We start from the raw sequence: 18,624 nt of genomic DNA, 5'->3' as shown, positions 1-18,624 counted from the left end.
TCCCTTAATGAAACATTTTAAGTTTTACACCAAAGAAGATATTTTGTCGCTCACCAAAGTACGACGCTTTGAAACCAAAGTGGGAGAGCGGCTACAATATCTGAAAACTGATGGCGAGTGGCCTGAAGTATTGCAGCAATCGCCTGCCAAATATGTGCTGATTGGTATTCCCGAAGATATTGGTGTAAGGGCAAACTATGGAACAGGTGGCACCACCACAGCATGGCTTTCTTTTTTGTCTTCTTTTTTAAATAATAAGAGTAATGATTTTTTACCGGGAGATAATATTTTATTACTCGGTCATTTTGATTTTGGGGACATCAAGTTTTTAATTGACAGTTATGCTTACAATCCTGATGAATTGATAGAAGCTTACCGCCATGCCGTAAATATTATTGACGAAGAAGTGGAAAATATGCTGAAGGTAATTGCTGCCAGTAAAAAAATACCCATCGTTATTGGCGGCGGCCATAATAATGCATATCCTATCATTAAAGGAGTGGCCAAAGGGTTGCTGAAAGCAGGTAGCATTCCTTTAGCACAAATTAATTGTGTAAACTTAGATGCACATACAGATTATTCTCCAACAGAAGGCCGGCATAGTGGCAATGGTTTTAAATATGCAGAGGAAGATGGTTACCTGGGTAAATATTGCATGATTGGCGTACATGAAAATAATATTTCGCAAAGTGTTTTAATGGATATTCATAATAATCCTTTTATCGATTATATCACTTTTGAAGAAATTTTTATTCATGAAAGAAAGAATTTTATACAAGCTGTAGCGCATGCTACCGGTTTTACCGAAGACAATCCTACGGGCATAGAGCTGGATTTGGATTGCATTGAAAACGTATTGAGTAGTGCAGCAACCCCAAGTGGTATCAGTGCTTTGCAGGCCAGGCAGTATATTAATTTTGCTGCTACCGATGCTAAAGTAGCGTACCTGCATATTTGTGAAGGTGCCACACAATTAGCGGATGGCAGAAAGGATGATAGTACGGGAAAATTGATTGCTTATTTAGTAAGTGATTTTGTAAAAGCCAATGCACAGGATTAACCACGGTTGTAACCGTCAGACAGGTTAATCCTGTGGCATGTAGGTATCTGACGGTTACAACCGTGCTGATACCTAAAGATGTGCTGCTATTTCTTTCTCTTCTGCAACACCATCTTTTCTCCACACTTCTTTACCATTTTTAAATACAATGAACACCGGCAATGCAGTTACCTGGTATTGCTTTAAAATGGTTTGGTCATTTCCGCCATCTACTTTTAGCAATGTAAATTTTCCGGCATTATTTTTTTGAAGGCTTTGTAGGACCGGCTCCATTGTTTTGCATGGCGGGCACCAGGTGGCACCAAAATCTACCAATACAGTTTTTGATGAATTGATGGCAGTATTGAATTCTGCAATGCTCATTTGTTTTGTGGTGGTAGCACCTTCCAGGTTTTTATTAGCCGCTTTCCAGGCATTAATGCCACCTTTTAATTCGTATACTTTTGTAAAACCTATGGACCTCATTTTTTCAGCTGCAGCAGCGCTTCTGCCACCTGCAAGGCAATACACAAACACAGGTTTATTTTTATCAATAAATGCTACTCTGCGGTCAAATTCTTTCGGGTCGTTCCAGTTGGCTAAGAGTGTATTTTTAATATGACCTGACGAGTATTCTCCAGGCGTTCTCACATCAAGGATTTGTATGGAATCTTTTGTAATTCCTTTTTCAAATTCATCAGCACTTAAATTGGTGGTTGTTTGTGCAGTACAGGAACAAATGAATAAACTTAAAGAGAAGCTGTATAGAAATCGTAGTATAGTTTTCATGATGCAAACTTACTTAAACTATATACAAAAAGCCATCCTCTTTCAAGAATGGCTTTTTTATTTTAGGCGTCTGACGGTTACAACCGTCTTGACGTCTGATCACTTTATTACATCGGAGAAAGGTATTGTGCATATGCATAACCTTCTTCACCGTCAGCGGTTTTAATTTTCCACCAGCTGTCGTCAGTTTTTTCAACTAATGTAACCACTTCGTCATGTGCTGCTTTACCTACAATTTCACCATCAGTACTTGGCGTACTTCTGATGTTAAGATTGGTAGAGTCGGTAGTTACTTTTAATTGAGCACCTGCATCTGCTTTAATATCAACATTCATCATCAGGTCGCCACTGGCCATATTGGGGTCAATTTTATTGTATAGCGCCCAAAGTGCATCATAATCAGCTGTGCTTTTTGCAGTGCCACTAACATGTAGTACACCATCTTTTTCTGCTACGGCTAAATTTTCAACACCAGCCGTAGTTGCAGCTTGTATCAATTCAGCATATTTATCTTGTAATGCCATTTTGTTTGTTTTTTAGTTTGTGATTGAAATTATTTCTTGTCCATTAATTTGCTTACGTCAGATTTTACTTTTGCAGAAGCTAACATTTGCATAATTTTCATCCTGTCTGCCTTGCTTACATCACCTGCAAGTATAGCTTTTTCGCCATCAAATGTTACCGTAACACCTTTGATGTCTTTTAAACCATCTTTTACTTTTTGCTGAGTGGCTGCATCCAAAACTGTAGTTAAAGAAGCAGGTGGTGCAGGTGGCGGTGGTGGAGGGGTAAATGTACAGTTGTTAACAACCTGCTTTACATCTTTAATAGCACCAATTGTTTTTTCGCACAATGCTTTACAGGCACTGTCTTTCATTTCGCCGGTAATGGTTACCACGCCATCTTTTACGTCGGCAACAGCACCCGTTAACATTGGGTCTGCTTTAATCGCAGCCTCAACTTTTTCTTTAATGTCTCCATCTTTTGGTTTGCAGCTTGCAAAGGATAAGGTGGCTGCTACTACAACCCCCATCACTACTTTAGTTAGTTTCATTGTTAATGATTTTTTTGTTTTTAATAATTGTTCAAAGAAAAGGAAATTTGAATTGCTTTTTTAAAATTGATTTCAACATTTCCCGCAGGTTAATACAGACATCTTTTTTTTGTAACCGGTTGCATTGTTAATTAATTTATAAACAACCTAACCTGCCGCCGTCCACCGGTACATTTATTCCATTGATGTATGCCGCAGCTGGTGAGCATAAAAATGCAACCGCTGCGCCAAATTCTTCCGGCTGCCCGATTCTTCCGGCAGGTATTTCAGCCACCAGTTCGGCTAAAATCTGTTCTTCAGTTTTACCCGTGTCTTTGGCTTTTTTGCCAATAACATAATCAGCCCTGCTGGTTTTGGTAAAACCGGGCAATACATTATTTACCGTAATACCAAATGGCCCCAGTTCGGTAGCCAGTGTTTTTGCCCAGCTGGCTACAGCACCACGAATGGTATTGCTTACGCCCAAACCGGCCAGCGGAATTTTAACCGAGGTGGAAATTATATTTACAATTCTGCCAAAGCCTGCCGCTTTCATACCCGGCACTACGGCCTGCGTTAAATGGTGATTATTGATGAGGTGGTTATTAAATGCCTGTATAAATTCATCTGTAGTGGCGTTCAGCGCCGGTCCACCCGCCGGCCCACCGGTATTATTGATCAGGATATGAATGGTATTGGTTTTTACGAAATCTGCAATAACATTTTTAACCGCAGTTGTATCAGTAAAATCGGCTACCAGGTAATTATGCTTTTGATTATCTTTTTTGGCAAGTGAAGCGGTGGCATCAATCAGCTTTTCCTTATTTCTTGCAAACAAAATAATATTGCAGCCCAGTAAGGCCAATTCTGCTGCTGTGGCGTATCCCAGGCCCTGTGTGCTGCCGCAAACCAGGGCCGTTTTTCCCGAAAGGTCTAGATTCATTTTTCCTATTTATGATAAAGCTAGATAATTTTATTTTTTCTCACATTTATTTGTTGCATGTGGATAATTCTATGTCCGGTAAAATGCCTTCATTCCGCTATATTCGCAGGCTGAAATAGCATAGAAATGGCAGAAAAAGACTTATTTGATTATACAGAGGATTCCATCAAAAGCCTCGACTGGAAAGAGCATATCCGCCTTCGCCCCGGTATGTACATTGGTAAATTGGGCGATGGCAGCAGCCCCGATGATGGTATTTATGTTTTACTGAAAGAAGTGGTGGATAACTGCATTGATGAACATACCATGGGCTATGGTAAACATGTGGATGTGAATATTGATGGCAAAACAATTACCGTAAGAGATTATGGACGTGGAATTCCTTTGGGCAAAGTGGTAGATGTGGTAAGCAAAATAAATACCGGTGCCAAATACGACAGCAAAGCATTTCAGAAAAGTGTGGGCCTGAATGGTGTGGGTACAAAAGCGGTGAATGCATTGAGTCATTATTTTAAAGTAACAGCTTATCGTGAGGGTAAGGAAAAAACGGCTGAATTTGAAAGAGGCGTATTAGTAAAAGAACATAAGGAAACAACAAGCAAAGAAGATAATGGTACGTTTGTAACTTTTGTTCCTGATGAAACTATTTTTAAAAACTTTCATTTTGTACAGGAATATTTGGATAACCAATTCTGGAATTACTGTTACCTGAATGCAGGGTTGGTGATGAATTTAAATGGCAAACGTTATGTAAGTAAAAACGGGTTACTGGATCTATTACAACGTAAGACGAATGTTGATGAAATTCGCTACCCCATCATTCATTTAAAAGGAGAAGATATTGAAGTAGCCATTACACACGAAGGTACTTATGGTGAGGAATACTACAGTTTTGTAAACGGACAATTTACCACACAAGGTGGAACGCATTTAGCAGCATTCAGGGAAGGTTATATAAAAACCATCCGTGAGTTTTATAAAAAAGATTATGATGCGGCTGATATACGTGGCAGTATTTGTGCCGCAATAAGCGTACGTGTGCAGGAGCCTGTTTTTGAAAGCCAGACCAAAACTAAACTCGGTTCATTGAATGTGTATGAGAACGGGCCAAGCATGAGAAATTTTGTAGGCGATTTTTTAATTAAAGAACTCGATAATTTTTTACACCGCAATCCTGCTACTGCAGAAGCGTTGAAAAAACGTATTGAACAAAACGAAAGAGAAAGAAAAGAATTATCCGGTATTAGAAAATTAGCCAACGAAAGAGCCAAGAAAGCCAACCTGCACAATAAAAAATTAAGGGATTGTAAGTTTCATTACAATGATGAAGCTACCGGAAAAGACAAAGATAATATTTTAGAAAAGCAAAAAGAGAGCACCATTTTTATTACCGAAGGTGATAGTGCAAGCGGAAGTATTACCAAGGCAAGAAATGTTAACACACAAGCCGTATTCAGTTTGCGTGGTAAACCGTTGAACTGTTTTGGACTTACTAAAAAAGTGGTGTACGAAAATGAGGAATTCAACTTATTGCAACATGCTTTAAATATTGAAGAAGGGTATGAGAATTTACGCTTTAATAATATTGTATTTGCAACAGATGCCGATGTGGATGGTTTGCATATCCGCTTACTGCTGATGACATTCTTCCTGCAATTTTTTCCGGACCTGGTGAAGAACGGGCATGTGTATATTTTAGAAACACCTTTGTTCCGGGTAAGAAATAAACAGGAAACTATTTATTGTTACGATGAAACAGAAAAACAAGCAGCCGTAAAAAAATTAGGTAGTAAGCCGGAGATAACAAGATTTAAAGGATTGGGAGAAATAAGCCCCGAAGAATTTGCGAAATTTATAAGTAACGATATGCGCCTGCAACCCGTAATGTTGTTGCCCGAAACTCATATTCAGCAGTTGCTGGAATATTATATGGGAAAAAACACCCCCTCCAGGCAGGAGTTTATTATTGATAACTTACAGATTGAATTAGATCTTGTAGAAGAAAAAATATAACAGGGAATGTTTGAATTTCACGGTGACAGAAAAAGGTATTTTGATATACAGGTGGAAAACACCCGTAAATATGTAATTCCTTTCATTGAGCAATATAAAGCTGTTACACCGGGAACAAGGGTTTTGGAAATTGGATGCGGAGAAGCAGGCGTTTTAAAAGCATTTACAGAAAGGGGTTGTGTGGGAGTAGGTGTGGAGTTAGATGAACCACGTTTAGTAATGGCAAGAGAATGGATGCAGGATGAATTGGCAAATAATAAAATATCCTTTTTATCAAAAGATGTTTATAAAGTAAATGTAGCAGAAGAGTTCAAAGGCAAATTTGATATCATTATTTTAAAAGATGTTATTGAGCATATTCATGATCAATCAAAATTAATTGCCTGGATGAAAACATTTTTAAATGCAGATGGGGTTATATTTTTTGGCTTTCCGCCCTGGCAAATGCCTTTTGGCGGGCACCAGCAAATAATGCGTGGCCGTTTTTTAAGCAAGCTGCCTTACTTTCATTTGTTGCCGATGGGTTTGTACAGGATTATACTAAAAGCAGGCAAAGAAAATGTACAGGAAATGGTGGAAATAAAAGAAACCGGAATTTCTATTGAACGGTTTGAAAAGATTGTACAGCAAACAGGCTATAAAATAGTGAATAAGACCCACTATCTTATCAATCCTATTTACGAATACAAATTTGGCTGGAAACCTAAAGTGCAAAACAAATTGATTAGTAAAATAAAATACATCCGTAATTATTTTACCACCTGTGTGTATTATCTGATTACACCACAACAAAATTATTAAAAAGAAAAGCTATAATGATACATATTGTTTTTAATGAGCCCGATGTAAAAGTATTGCAGCAAGCAATAGAATTAGACGAAAGTTTGCAAGGAGAAATTGTACAAATAAAAGATGATTACGCTGTTGGTCCGCTGAATAATATTTATGTAGGCGAAGGTATTGAAGAACGTAAACAATGGTGGCAGCAGGTACTTGCCGGCGGAGACTATGAAAGTAAAGTAACCGATGGGGAAGTAGACGATTATAAAACTGCTGCTGAATTAGTGGGCACTATGCGTCGAAATGAAAATGAGATCATCTGGATATGGGCAGCGCAAAATAAACATGATGTGAGCGGTTACTACTGGTTGCTGAAATATATGCAGGAATTCCAGGGCAGGGTTTTTATTCTCTACCTCAATAACCTTCCTTTTATCAATGAAAAAGGACATATTTTTTATCCCAACTGGATCAGCGAAATTCCGGCCAAAGAATTTTTAAAGGCTAAAAAATTAGCACGTGAAATTACTTTAAGTGAATTTGAGGTAGACCCAGATGAATGGACAAGACTCTGCAACGAAAACAAAGGCGTACGTTTATTGGAAGGCGGCAAAAAATTAACGCAGGTGGATTATGATTTTTATGATGCGGAATTAAAAAAACAGGTAACCGGTGATTGGCAGAAAGCTGCAAAAGTTATTCATCATTTTTTAAGTAAAGCCAAACACACTACTGGTGATGCGTATTTACTGTGGCGTTTAAAAGTGATGATTGCACAGGAAATGTTTGATGTGCAGGGGAAGGTGGCGAATATGAAAGACTTTGAAGTGAAAGCGAAGGCAAATGCTCAATGATCAATTTTTAATGTTCAATTTTCAAGTGTAAATGCATTTTAGTAATAACTAACCTTATTTTAAAAGTGAATTGCCAACTTTATAAAATGGATAATAAAAAATATGATTTAGAAGATCGGTTTGTTGAGTTTACGTGTAGAATGATTGATGTGGTAGAGGCTTTACCAAATACCAGGAGTGGAAACTATATAGCGGGACAATTAATAAAATCCTGTCACTCTCCTACATTTAATTATGGCGAAACTCAGGCTGCGGAAAGCCGGAATGATTTCATTCATAAACTAGGTATTGTCTTAAAAGAATTGAAAGAATGCCGAACTGCTTTAAAAGTTATAAGAAGAAAAGAATTAATTAAACCTGTTTCAAAATTAATTGATATTTATAAAGAGACAGAAGAATTAATTGCCATCATTGCTAAAAGTATTGATACAGCCAAAAAGAATAAGACTGCTAAAACTTGAGCATTGAATGTTGAAAATTGATTATTGAACATTTGTATTAAATGATATGGCTAAAGCAAATAAAGAAGACTACATCCACACAGATTCCGGCATTGGCGGCCAGTACAAAACCTGGTTTTTAGATTATGCCAGTTATGTAATATTGGAAAGGGCAGTGCCTGCAATTGAAGACGGATTGAAACCCGTGCAACGTCGCATTCTGCATGCAATGAAAGAAATGGATGATGGCCGTTTTAATAAAGTAGCCAACATCATCGGGCAGAGTATGCAATATCATCCGCATGGTGATGCCAGTATTGGTGATGCATTGGTAAACCTTGGGCAAAAAGATCTGCTGATTGAAACGCAGGGTAACTGGGGTGATGTGAGAACAGGTGATGATGCTGCAGCACCACGTTATATTGAAGCAAGGCTGAGCAAGTTTGCTTTGGAAGTTGCCTTTAATGCAAAGACTACGGATTGGGCATTAAGCTATGATGGCAGAAAAAATGAGCCGGTAACATTACCAATGAAATTTCCGTTGTTGCTGGCACAAGGTGCAGAAGGTATTGCTGTGGGTTTAGCAACAAAAATTTTACCCCATAATTTTTGCGAATTAATTGAAGCGTCAATAAAATACCTGAGGGGCAAAAGGTTTGAGATACTACCTGACTTTCAAACCGGAGGCACTATGGATGCCAGTGCTTATAATGATGGTAAGCGTGGAGGTAAAGTAAGGGTACGTGCCATTATTGAAGAACAGGATAAGAAAACATTAGTGATAAGAAGTGTGCCATATGGTGTTACCACCACACAACTGATGGAAAGCATTGTAAAAGCTAACGATGCCGGCAAAATAAAAATTAAAAAAGTTACCGACCATACAGCAGCTGCAGTTGAAATTATCATCGAGCTGGCGCCGGGCATTTCTCCTGATATTACTATCGATGCACTGTATGCTTTTACCGATTGTGAAGTTAGTATTTCCCCCAATTGCTGTGTTATTGTAAAAGACAAGCCACAATTTTTAGGCGTAAAAGAATTATTACAGATAGCTACAGATAATACCAGGGACCTGTTGCTGAAAGAGCTGCAGATAAAACTAGGAGAGTTACAGGAAAAATGGCATTACACTTCATTGGAAAAAATATTCTTCGAAGAAAAAATTTATAAGGAGTTAGAAAAGAAACATGAAACCTGGGAGAAGGTACTGACTGCAATAGATACTGCTTTTGGTCCATTTAAAAAACAACTGAAGAGGGAGATTACAAGAGACGATATTGTAAAGCTTACAGAAAAACCTGTTCGCCGTATTTACCGTTTGGATATTGATGAATTGAATGAACAGATAAAAGGGTTAGAAGCAGATATTAAACAGGTGAAACAAGATATTGCTAATCTTACTGATTTTGCCGTTGCATATTACGAAAACCTGCTGAAAAAATATGGTAAAGGCAGAGAAAGAAAAACAGAAATAAAAGAATTTGATACCATACAGATAAAATCAGTAGCTATTGCCAACACGAAAATATATGTAAACCGTGCTGATGGTTTTATAGGAACCGGTTTAAAGAAAGATGAGTTAATTGCAGAAGTGAGCGACCTTGATGATATTATTGCATTTACAAAAGGCGGTGTCATGAAAGTGGTAAAAGTCTCCGATAAAGTGTTTATAGGAAAAGATATTTTGCATGTGGCCGTTTTTCAAAAGAATGATGAACGCACTACTTACAATATGATCTATGTTGACGGAAAGACTGGTGTAAGTTTTGCCAAAAGGTTTAATGTATCCGGAATAACAAGAGATAAAGAATATGATTTGACCAAGGGAGCAGAAAAAAGCAGGGTGCATTATTTTACTGCCAATGCCAATGGCGAAGCAGAAGTGGTGAAAATAGTCTTAAGCCCTAATTGCAGTGCAAGAATTAAAGAGTTTGATTTTTATTTTGAAGAACAGGAAATAAAAGGGCGTGGCAGTATTGGAAATATTGTTACAAAATATCCGATTAAATCTGTAAAATTCAAAGAGGCAGGTAAATCAACTTTAGATGCTAAAAAATTATGGTTCGATAATAAATTCGGCAGGTTAAGTACTGAAGAAAAAGGAGATTACTTGGGCAAATTTGACGCAGAAGACAGGCTGCTGGTGGTGTATAACGATGGCAACTACGAAATAACCGACCAGGAACTGACCCAGCGTTTTGATCCTGAAAAAGTGCTGATGATAGAAAAATTTAACCCGGATAAAATTGTAACTGCAGTGTATTTAGATAATGAAAAGTTGCAGTACAATATCAAACGTTTTAAAATAGAGACCACCACACTCCACAGCAAATTCTTCTTTATTAAAGAAGGAAAAGATAATCGCCTGGAAATGGTAAGTACCGATGCAGAACCCATTTTAGTTGTACAAAGCGGCCGTGGCCAGATGGTACGCAAAGCCAAATTTAAAGTAGTAAAACTGGTGGAGGTAATGGGTTGGAAAGCAGTAGGGGCAAAGCTTACCGAATATTCTAAATCAGTAGAAATGGAGTGGGAGAAACCGCAGGGAAAAGATGATCAGCAACCGGAATTGTTTTAAGCCTGTATAATTATTTGTAACCTGTTAAGCATGATAAGTGCTTAACAGGTTTTTTATTCCTTGGTCGGTGGAGACACCGACCAAGGAATAAAATTTTAGTTTATCACAAACCAGTTACGGGATAAGTACGTGGTGCGTTAGTAGGCACTGCTGCATTTACAGCATCCGTATAATTATCTGTACCTATCAGCGCATGATTACCAGCTATATTACCTGTTTGATTGAGGAATGACCATTCGGTGGGAACGTCGGCATAAGTAAGACCGATAACATTGGTAGGAGGTAACATAGGTATAAGGTCTCCCAGGTTAACTATGCGGTAACTATCGGAAACGAGTGCACTATAAGCCCCTGCAAAGGCAACATTGCCAACCCTGGGGCTGGCATAATTGTACATCTCCACATTGCAGCCAATATTGGCGATCTTTAACGATGGAGCTACCATTGTGGCTAGTGCCGCACCCAGGCTATGGCCCGTAACCAGGCAGGGCAGGGAGTTATTAAATTTATTGAAGGCATCCAGGATCTGCTCTATAAGTAAAGTATAAAAAATAGCAAAGCCGAGGTGTACTTTTGCCAATTGAAATTTCCCATTATTATACCATACTAAAGGTACCGGCACCTGTGGAATGTTGGCATCAAGCAGCCACTCAAATGCTGATTGAGTGCCTCTGAGTGCAATAATATTATATTGGGCAGATGTTGCTGCAAAACCAAAATATACTTCTTGTAACTGCAGATTCATTGCCGCAACTTCCTGTCTGCCGGTAATATTCTGCCAGTCAACATTTGTATAATGGGGCCATAATTTATTAATGTCAATTTCTGGTGCTGTAAAGGACGCCGTTTGTGTAAAACCGGCGGGCAGCGTAACAGCACCGTTATTTGCCGGAGGTACACCATTGTTATATTGCACGTAGGTTAGTTCGCTCATTTGAGCCAGCAGTTTGGAAAGATTGGGATCGTACATGAGTAAGGTTTTACAATGACAAATAAATTAATGAGTATTCTTTGTGAATATGTTGCTGATGCTTTTACACTGCATTGCCTTTGATCACAATGAAATATAGTCACTACAGCAATGCACTGCAATAAGAACAAAAGCCGGAAGCATTACAACAAATGTACCGGTTGCTTTAAAAGTTTACAACCGTATTTCTACCTGAAATTTAATCTTGTGAGAGGGGTGCAACCAGGTGCAATTTCAGAAAGCAGGCTGTAAAACTGTAGTATACATTATACGCATACATATGCCCGACAGATTTTTCCCTGTCTTTAGAATCGAAGTAATCTTATTGTCATGATTTAAACAATAGGGGTGCCCGTAATTTTACTGTAATCCCTGCGCATAAACACTATTCCTTAAAGTTTTCACAAAAATCCCCCTGATTTAAAAAATAAAAAAACCGCTGCTGCGTTATCAGCTTACCTTTTAAAATCCTCTCAACCAGGCATCAAAATTAATTTTAATTAGAAGCCAAAGCCTATGAGTAAATATGTACTTTTATCCGTCTTACTGATCACTTTTAATTTAAACATCTCCGCACAGGAGTCGTCTTCCGTTAAAGTTCAGGCATCCCAAAAACTTACCTGGGACGAGCAGGAATCATTTGTAAATGGTTTTGCCCGGGTGTTGAAAAACAATAAATTCTCTTTTATCAATAAAGCTGGTACACTTGTCAATCCGCTTGAATTTGATGGGGCAAGAAATTTCAACAACCATCTTGCTGCGGTGCAAAAAAATAATAAATGGGGTTTTATTGATGAATCGGGAAAAGTGATCATACCTTTTATGTATGATATCGTGTATGACTTTACTGAAACTATAACCGGCGTTTTTGGTAATAAAAGATGGTGGTTAGTAAATACCAAAGCGCAGGTAGTGAAAGCACTTGATATCACTGTTTTTTACGGTTATAAAAATGGCATTGCAAAAATTGAAAAGAATGGCAGGTATGGAACAATAAATGTGAATGGAGAAATTATATTTAACAAGGAACAAAGTAATATAGCGATTACTAATGCCGTTCCTTATCATCCTTCTTCAAGCTCTTTAACCAGTGCTATCACTGTTTGTCCTGAGAATATCGATTTTGAATACGGCTCGTTTTTTAACTGGCAGTGCTATTTAGGCCATGTGGATTCTGTTGGTACTACTAATGTGATCACATTAACTCCATCGCCCCCAACACCTAATCGTCATACACTTTATAACAGGGTTACGCCATCAGCCATTGATCCTTACGGTTTGTTTCCAACTAATCCTCCCGACGGGAGTAATTTTGCGTTAAGACTGGGTAATACCCAGATTGGAGCAGAAGCAGAAGGGGCTACTTATGTGATAAGGGTGCCGGCAAATGATTCTAATTTTTCTATTAAGTATGATTATGCAGTTGTGTTTGAAGATCCTGGTCATACGCTGTGGTCTCAGCCAAGGTTCCAGGTAAATGTGTTTGACTCTGCTGCGAATGCTTATGTTGATTGTGCATCTTTTGAATATGTTTCCACAGCAAACCTCCCCGGCTTCACACGTTCTACTGTTGATACCGGTGTTATCTATAAACCATGGTCAACAGTGTTTTTAAGCCTTCGTGGTTATGCCGGTAAAACCATGTATCTCGAGTTTAAGAATGCGGATTGTGTAAGAAGAGGACATTGGGGATATTCTTATATTGATGTGGAAAAACCATGCGGACAATCAATTGAGATGGACTACGATTGTGCGCCACCTCATATCACTCATTTAACTGCTCCTCCCGGCTTTCAGTTTTATAACTGGTGGGATTCTGCCTTCACTACATTATTAGCAACCGGGCAAAATGCAGTATTAAACCCGGGGCCAACCATCAATACTACTATCTGGCTGGAAATGGTTCCTTTCAACAACTTCGGTTGTTTAGATACGATACCTGTAAAAATTACGGGAGAGTTTAAAGCCCATTTTGATCTGTCTGATACCCTGGGGCTTTGTGCTCCACATACTTTTACTTTTTACAATCGTGATGTACCATCAACTTCTGCAATATGGGATTTCGGGGATGGTACTACCGGTACCGGAGACACGGTAACACATACTTATGCATTGCCGGGAAGCTATATTGTAAAACTAAATGTTGTACTGCCAGGCGGATGTATCGGTAGTGTGATGAAACTGGTATCTGTAGTGCAGCCGGCAGGAAGTTTTTCCTTTAACGGTGGTAATTTTTGTGGCAGCCAAACGGTTCAGTTCAATGCTATCACCAGTAATGCAGATAGTTTATTCTGGAATTTTGGCGATGGTACAATTTTGCATACTACACAGGATACGGTATCACATACCTATCTTACACCGGGTATATACATTCCATCTCTTATTATACATTCTACAGGGGGGTGCCAAACGCCGGTACCCATTACCGATACTATTAAAATAGAAATACTTGATCCGGGGTTTATTAATAACCAGGTAAAAGTTTGCGGCAGCACAACGCTTAATTTCACTGATACATCTCATTCCTATTTTGGAATAACATCACGTACATGGGATTTTGGCGATGGCACCACGGGCAGTGGCATTAATGTAAACCATACTTATACCACTACAGGTACTTATAATGTTCGGCTGTCTATTGCCGGCGCAAGTGGCTGTAACGATAATATTGTAAAACCAATTTATGTAAAAGTAAATGATGCGCCGGTGGTATCTATTGTTGGTGATACTGCTGAATGCCAGTCGGTGCCGGTTACATTTACAAGCGTGGTACAATCAGTTGATGCCATCAGTTTTTATCATTGGACATGTTCTAATGGTGCAAGCGGTTCATCTGCCAATATCACCATTAATTTTACCACAGCAGGAACCTATACTTTACAATTGATCACTGCAACGGTAAATGGTTGTGCTGATACAGCTGTGCATACCATAACTATTCATCCCACACCAGATGTGGTGCAGCCGCCTAACCAGGTATTGTGTAATGGTGATTTTGCAGCCGCCATAAATTTTTCGGGAGCCGTGCCAGGTACAATTTATAACTGGACCAACACTTATCCTTTAATTGGCCTTGCAGCAAGCGGAACAGGAAATATTGCATCATTCATGGCTTCAAGCAATGGTAACTCTGTAGCCAATGCTACTATCAGGGTAACACCAACGGCTAATGGCTGCCCGGGACCGTTTAAAACATTTCTAATCACAGTTCACCCAACGCCAAATGTAGCACAGCCTGCAGATCAGACATTATGTAATAACAGCGTTACTGCAGCAATAACATTCAGTGGTACTGTTGCAGGAACAACCTATCAATGGACCAATAACAACACAACCATTGGCCTGGCTGCAAGCGGGGTTGGAAATATCCCTTCGTTTATTGGAAACAGTAATGGGGCCACTGTAAACTCAGCTACTATTACCGTTACACCATTGGTAAATGGTTGCCCGGGTGCGGCTAAAATATTTACGATCACGGTTAATCCAATGCCTGATGTAGCACAACCTGCAGATCAACAATTGTGTAGCGGTAATTTTACATCGGCAATTAACTTTACCGGTCCTGTTGCAGGAACGCTCTATAGCTGGACCAATACTGCACCCATAATCGGGCTGGCAGCCAATGGTACAGGTAATATTGCATCATTCCAGGCATCAGCTAATGGCAATTCAGTAGCTAATGCCACTATCACTGTAACGGCATCAATCAATGGTTGTGCAGCTCCATCTAAAACATTTGTTATTACTGTAGAACCAACGCCAAACGTAGTTCAACCTGCAGACCAGGCTTTATGCGATAATAGCAATACAACAGCTATTACATTCAGCGGTGCTGTAAATGGTACTGTTTACAATTGGACGAATAATAATCCTTCAATAGGTTTGGCAGCAAGCGGTACTGGAAATATTCCATCGTTTACTGCAAATAGTAACGGTGCAACAATTAATACTGCTACTATTACTGTAACACCAATGTTCAATGGTTGTCCCGGTACGCCAAAAACATTTACGATCACGGTTAACCCAATGCCAGATGTAGCGCAACCAGCAGACCAGCAATTGTGCAGTGGTAATTTTACAGCAGCAATAAATTTCAACGGGCCCGTTGCCGGAACTTTATATTCATGGACGAATACCAATACCATAATTGGTTTAGCTGCCAATGGTACAGGTAATATTGCATCTTTTGCTGCATCAAGCAATGGCGCTAATGTTGCTACGGCTACCATTACAGTAACGCCATCAATAGGCGGCTGTACCGCACCTCCTAAATCATTTGTTATTACTGTTAATCCTACACCGGATGTTGTACAACCAACTGACCAAACACTATGCGATAACAGCAATACCACGGCAATTAATTTTACCGGTGCAGTACCAGGAGCAACCTACAACTGGACGAATAATAATACTTCAATTGGCTTAGCTGCAAGTGGTACCGGAAATATTCCGTCATTTACTGCAAGCAGTAACGGAGCAACAATCAATACAGCAACTATCACAGTAACACCAATGTTCAATGGCTGCCCCGGCACGCCTAAAACATTTACTATTACAGTTAAACCAATGCCGGATGTGGTACAACCTGCAGACCAGGCATTATGCAGTGGCAACTTTACCGCACCCATAAATTTTACCGGGCCGGTTGCTGGAACATTATATGCATGGACAAATACGAATACGGTAATTGGTTTAGCAGCAAATGGAACAGGAAATATTGCGTCGTTCCAGGCTTTCAGTAATGGAGCATCCGCCGCAACAGCTACTATTACCGTAACAGCATCAGCCAATGGTTGCGCTGCTCCATCAAAAACATTCAGCATAACTGTTAATCCAACACCTGATGTTGTACAACCAACAGACCAATCTTTGTGTGATAACAGCAATACTGCACCAATTAATTTTACCGGTGCAGTAACAGGCGCTACTTATAGCTGGACCAATAGCAATACTTCAATAGGTTTGGCGGCAAATGGTACAGGTAATATTCCTTCGTTTACCGCAAGCAGTAATGGAGCAACAATCAATACTGCAACCATTACAGTAACACCAACGTTCAATGGATGTCCCGGTACACCAAAAACATTTACGATCACTGTTAATCCAATGCCCGACGTAGTGCAACCGGCAGACCAGGCATTGTGTAGCGGCAACTTTACCGCACCAATAAACTTTACCGGTCCTGTTGCAGGTACATTATATACATGGACGAACTCCAATACTGTAATTGGTTTGGCAGCAAACGGAACAGGGAATATAGCATCGTTCCAGGCTTTAAGCAATGGCAGTGCCACAACTACCGCCACTATCACAGTAACAGCATCCGGCAACGGCTGTGCAGCGCCATCAAAAACATTCAATATAACAGTGAACCCTACACCTGATGTTGCACAACCAACAGACCAGGCATTGTGTGATAACAGTAACACCACACCCATAAACTTTACCGGTGCTGTGAGCGGTGCTGTTTATAACTGGACCAATAATAATCCTTCTATAGGTTTGGCAGCAAGTGGTACAGGAAATATTCCTTCATTTGCAGCAAGCAGCAATGGCGCAACTGTAAATACAGCTACCATTACTGTAACACCAACTTTCAATGGTTGTCCCGGTATGCCAAAAACATTTACCATTGTTGTTAACCCAATACCGGATATTGTAAAACCTGCAGACCAGGATTTATGTACAGGTAATTTTACAACACCAATAAACTTTACAGGGTCTGTTGCAGGAACAGTGTATACCTGGACCAATACTTATCCTTTAATTGGCCTTGCGGCTAGTGGTACAGGCAATATTCCATCATTCCAGGCCTTAAGTAACGGTTCTTCAGTTGCCACGGCTACTATTACTGTAAAAGGAAATGCCAATGGTTGTGCTGCTCCGGTAAAAACATTTACCATAACAGCTAACCCTACACCAAATGTTGCACAACCTGCTAACCAGGCAGTATGTAACGGTGCAACAATAAATGCTATCAATTTTACAGGTACCGTTGCAGGTGCAGTCTATAGCTGGACAAACAGTAATCCTTTGATCGGTATACCAGCTTCCGGCACAGGAAACATTGCTTCTTTTACAGCAGTTAATAATACGGCTCAGCCCATTACTGCAACAATTACCGTAGTGCCGGCATCTTCAAATTGTCCGGGCACTGCAAAAACATTTACTATCACTATTAATCCAACACCAGCTGTTGATGCAACTACCGATGCCGTTGTTTGCCTGGGTAAATCAGTACAGTTAAATGCCACTGGTGCTGCTCAATATACCTGGACGCCTGTAGATCATCTTACCTGTTCTACCTGCGCTAACCCGGTTGCTAAACCCATTGATTCAATCGTGTACAAGGTTAAAGGAACCAGTTCTTTTGGTTGCTTTGCATACGATTCAGTGGTATTAAATGTGATCAAACCATTTAAGATGAAAGTTTCACCTGATGATACTTTATGTATTGGTGAAAGCACCAGCATGCTGGCGTCAAATGCCAACAGCTATATTTGGTCGCCGCCAACTAATTTAAGTGGACTGAACACTGCAAATCCATCGGCAAAGCCTTCTGCAACCATACGTTACCAGGTAATAGGTTTTGATGGGCATAATTGCTTTACCGATACCGGGTATGTGTTAATAACGGTAGGGCCTAAGCCAAAAGTAAATATTGGCCCCGACAGAACTTTAGCAACCGGTACACATTTAACGCTTAACGGTGTTACACAAAATGGTCCTATCATTAAATGGGAATGGACACCAGCTTCAGAATTGAGTTGCAGTGATTGCCCTTCACCTTCTACAATAGTGAAGAACAATTCTTTCTATACAGTTCAGGTCACCAATACTTTCGGATGTGTTGCTTCTGACACGATCTTTATCAATTCCATTTGTAAAAGTGCACAGGTGTATATACCTAATGCCTTTACCCCGGACAATGATGGCCTGAATGATATATTGATGGTGAGAGGAAGTGGAATTACCGTTAAATCGTTCAGGATATTTAACCGTTGGGGAGAAGTGGTATTTGAAAAAGCGAATTTTTATCCTAACGATCCTAAATACGGATGGGATGGAAAGGTGAGGGGAGTACCAGCAACGCCAGATGTGTTTGTATATACTGCAGAGATATTCTGCGATAACGGAATACCTTACACGTATAAAGGAAATATTACTATACTTAAATAATTT

12 protein-coding genes are annotated in these 18,624 nt (G+C 39.6%); 7 read left to right on the top strand and 5 right to left on the bottom strand.

Translation table 11 applies throughout. The features are described from left to right. Positions 1–7 precede the first annotated feature (7 nt). Positions 8–1,060, top strand: coding sequence for a formimidoylglutamase (locus tag ACQ334_RS15130; protein ID WP_430989080.1), 1,053 nt, complete (start codon positions 8–10; stop codon positions 1,058–1,060). Positions 1,061–1,132: 72 nt separating this feature from the next. Here ACQ334_RS15130 and ACQ334_RS15125 read toward each other — a convergent pair whose 3' ends face one another. From ACQ334_RS15125 to ACQ334_RS15110, 4 genes are all read right to left on the bottom strand, one after another. Next, positions 1,133–1,828 (bottom strand): thioredoxin domain-containing protein, encoded by a 696-nt coding sequence (locus ACQ334_RS15125; protein WP_430989079.1) that lies wholly within the window; start codon positions 1,826–1,828, stop codon positions 1,133–1,135. 107 nt (positions 1,829–1,935) lie between these two features. Beyond that, positions 1,936–2,352, bottom strand: a complete 417-nt coding sequence (locus ACQ334_RS15120; RefSeq protein WP_430989078.1) for an SH3 domain-containing protein — start codon at positions 2,350–2,352, stop codon at positions 1,936–1,938. Between the two features lie 29 nt (positions 2,353–2,381). Next, complete coding sequence (locus ACQ334_RS15115) at positions 2,382–2,882, bottom strand: BON domain-containing protein (protein ID WP_430989077.1); 501 nt, start codon at positions 2,880–2,882, stop codon at positions 2,382–2,384. Positions 2,883–3,018: 136 nt separating this feature from the next. Beyond that, on the bottom strand, positions 3,019–3,804 hold the full coding sequence (locus tag ACQ334_RS15110; protein ID WP_430989076.1) for an SDR family oxidoreductase: 786 nt from the start codon (positions 3,802–3,804) through the stop codon (positions 3,019–3,021). A gap of 126 nt (positions 3,805–3,930) precedes the next feature. Between ACQ334_RS15110 and ACQ334_RS15105 the strand changes: the two genes are divergently transcribed. The 5 genes from ACQ334_RS15105 to ACQ334_RS15085 all read left to right on the top strand — a co-directional run bounded on the left by ACQ334_RS15105 (position 3,931) and on the right by ACQ334_RS15085 (position 10,472). Next, positions 3,931–5,817: a DNA topoisomerase IV subunit B gene (locus ACQ334_RS15105; RefSeq protein WP_430989075.1), complete on the top strand. Its 1,887-nt coding sequence runs from the start codon at positions 3,931–3,933 to the stop codon at positions 5,815–5,817. Positions 5,818–5,823: 6 nt separating this feature from the next. Further along, positions 5,824–6,618 carry a class I SAM-dependent methyltransferase gene (locus ACQ334_RS15100; RefSeq protein WP_430989074.1) on the top strand — a complete coding sequence of 265 codons (795 nt, stop codon included), beginning with the start codon at positions 5,824–5,826 and terminating at the stop codon, positions 6,616–6,618. A gap of 14 nt (positions 6,619–6,632) precedes the next feature. Beyond that, the gene (locus ACQ334_RS15095) at positions 6,633–7,451 is read left to right on the top strand and encodes a DUF1835 domain-containing protein (protein WP_430989073.1); all 819 of its coding nucleotides are present in this window, start codon (positions 6,633–6,635) and stop codon (positions 7,449–7,451) included. Between the two features lie 86 nt (positions 7,452–7,537). Then, the gene (locus ACQ334_RS15090) at positions 7,538–7,912 is read left to right on the top strand and encodes a four helix bundle protein (protein ID WP_430989072.1); all 375 of its coding nucleotides are present in this window, start codon (positions 7,538–7,540) and stop codon (positions 7,910–7,912) included. Positions 7,913–7,958: 46 nt separating this feature from the next. Continuing rightward, positions 7,959–10,472 carry a DNA gyrase/topoisomerase IV subunit A gene (locus ACQ334_RS15085; protein ID WP_430989071.1) on the top strand — a complete coding sequence of 838 codons (2,514 nt, stop codon included), beginning with the start codon at positions 7,959–7,961 and terminating at the stop codon, positions 10,470–10,472. A gap of 103 nt (positions 10,473–10,575) precedes the next feature. Here the strand turns inward: ACQ334_RS15085 and ACQ334_RS15080 are convergent, their stop codons facing one another. Further along, a complete protein-coding gene (locus ACQ334_RS15080) occupies positions 10,576–11,442 on the bottom strand; it encodes a lipase family protein (RefSeq protein WP_430989070.1) in 867 nt (288 codons plus the stop codon). Positions 11,443–11,958: 516 nt separating this feature from the next. Here ACQ334_RS15080 and ACQ334_RS15075 point away from each other — a divergent pair. Continuing rightward, positions 11,959–18,621 carry a PKD domain-containing protein gene (locus tag ACQ334_RS15075; RefSeq protein WP_430989069.1) on the top strand — a complete coding sequence of 2,221 codons (6,663 nt, stop codon included), beginning with the start codon at positions 11,959–11,961 and terminating at the stop codon, positions 18,619–18,621. Positions 18,622–18,624: the final 3 nt, after the last annotated feature.

Source organism: Ferruginibacter sp. SUN106 (genome assembly GCF_050611765.1).
In the GTDB taxonomy this organism is placed as follows: Bacteria; Bacteroidota; Bacteroidia; order Chitinophagales; family Chitinophagaceae; genus Ferruginibacter.
This window is presented reverse-complemented; position numbering and strand designations above follow the sequence as displayed.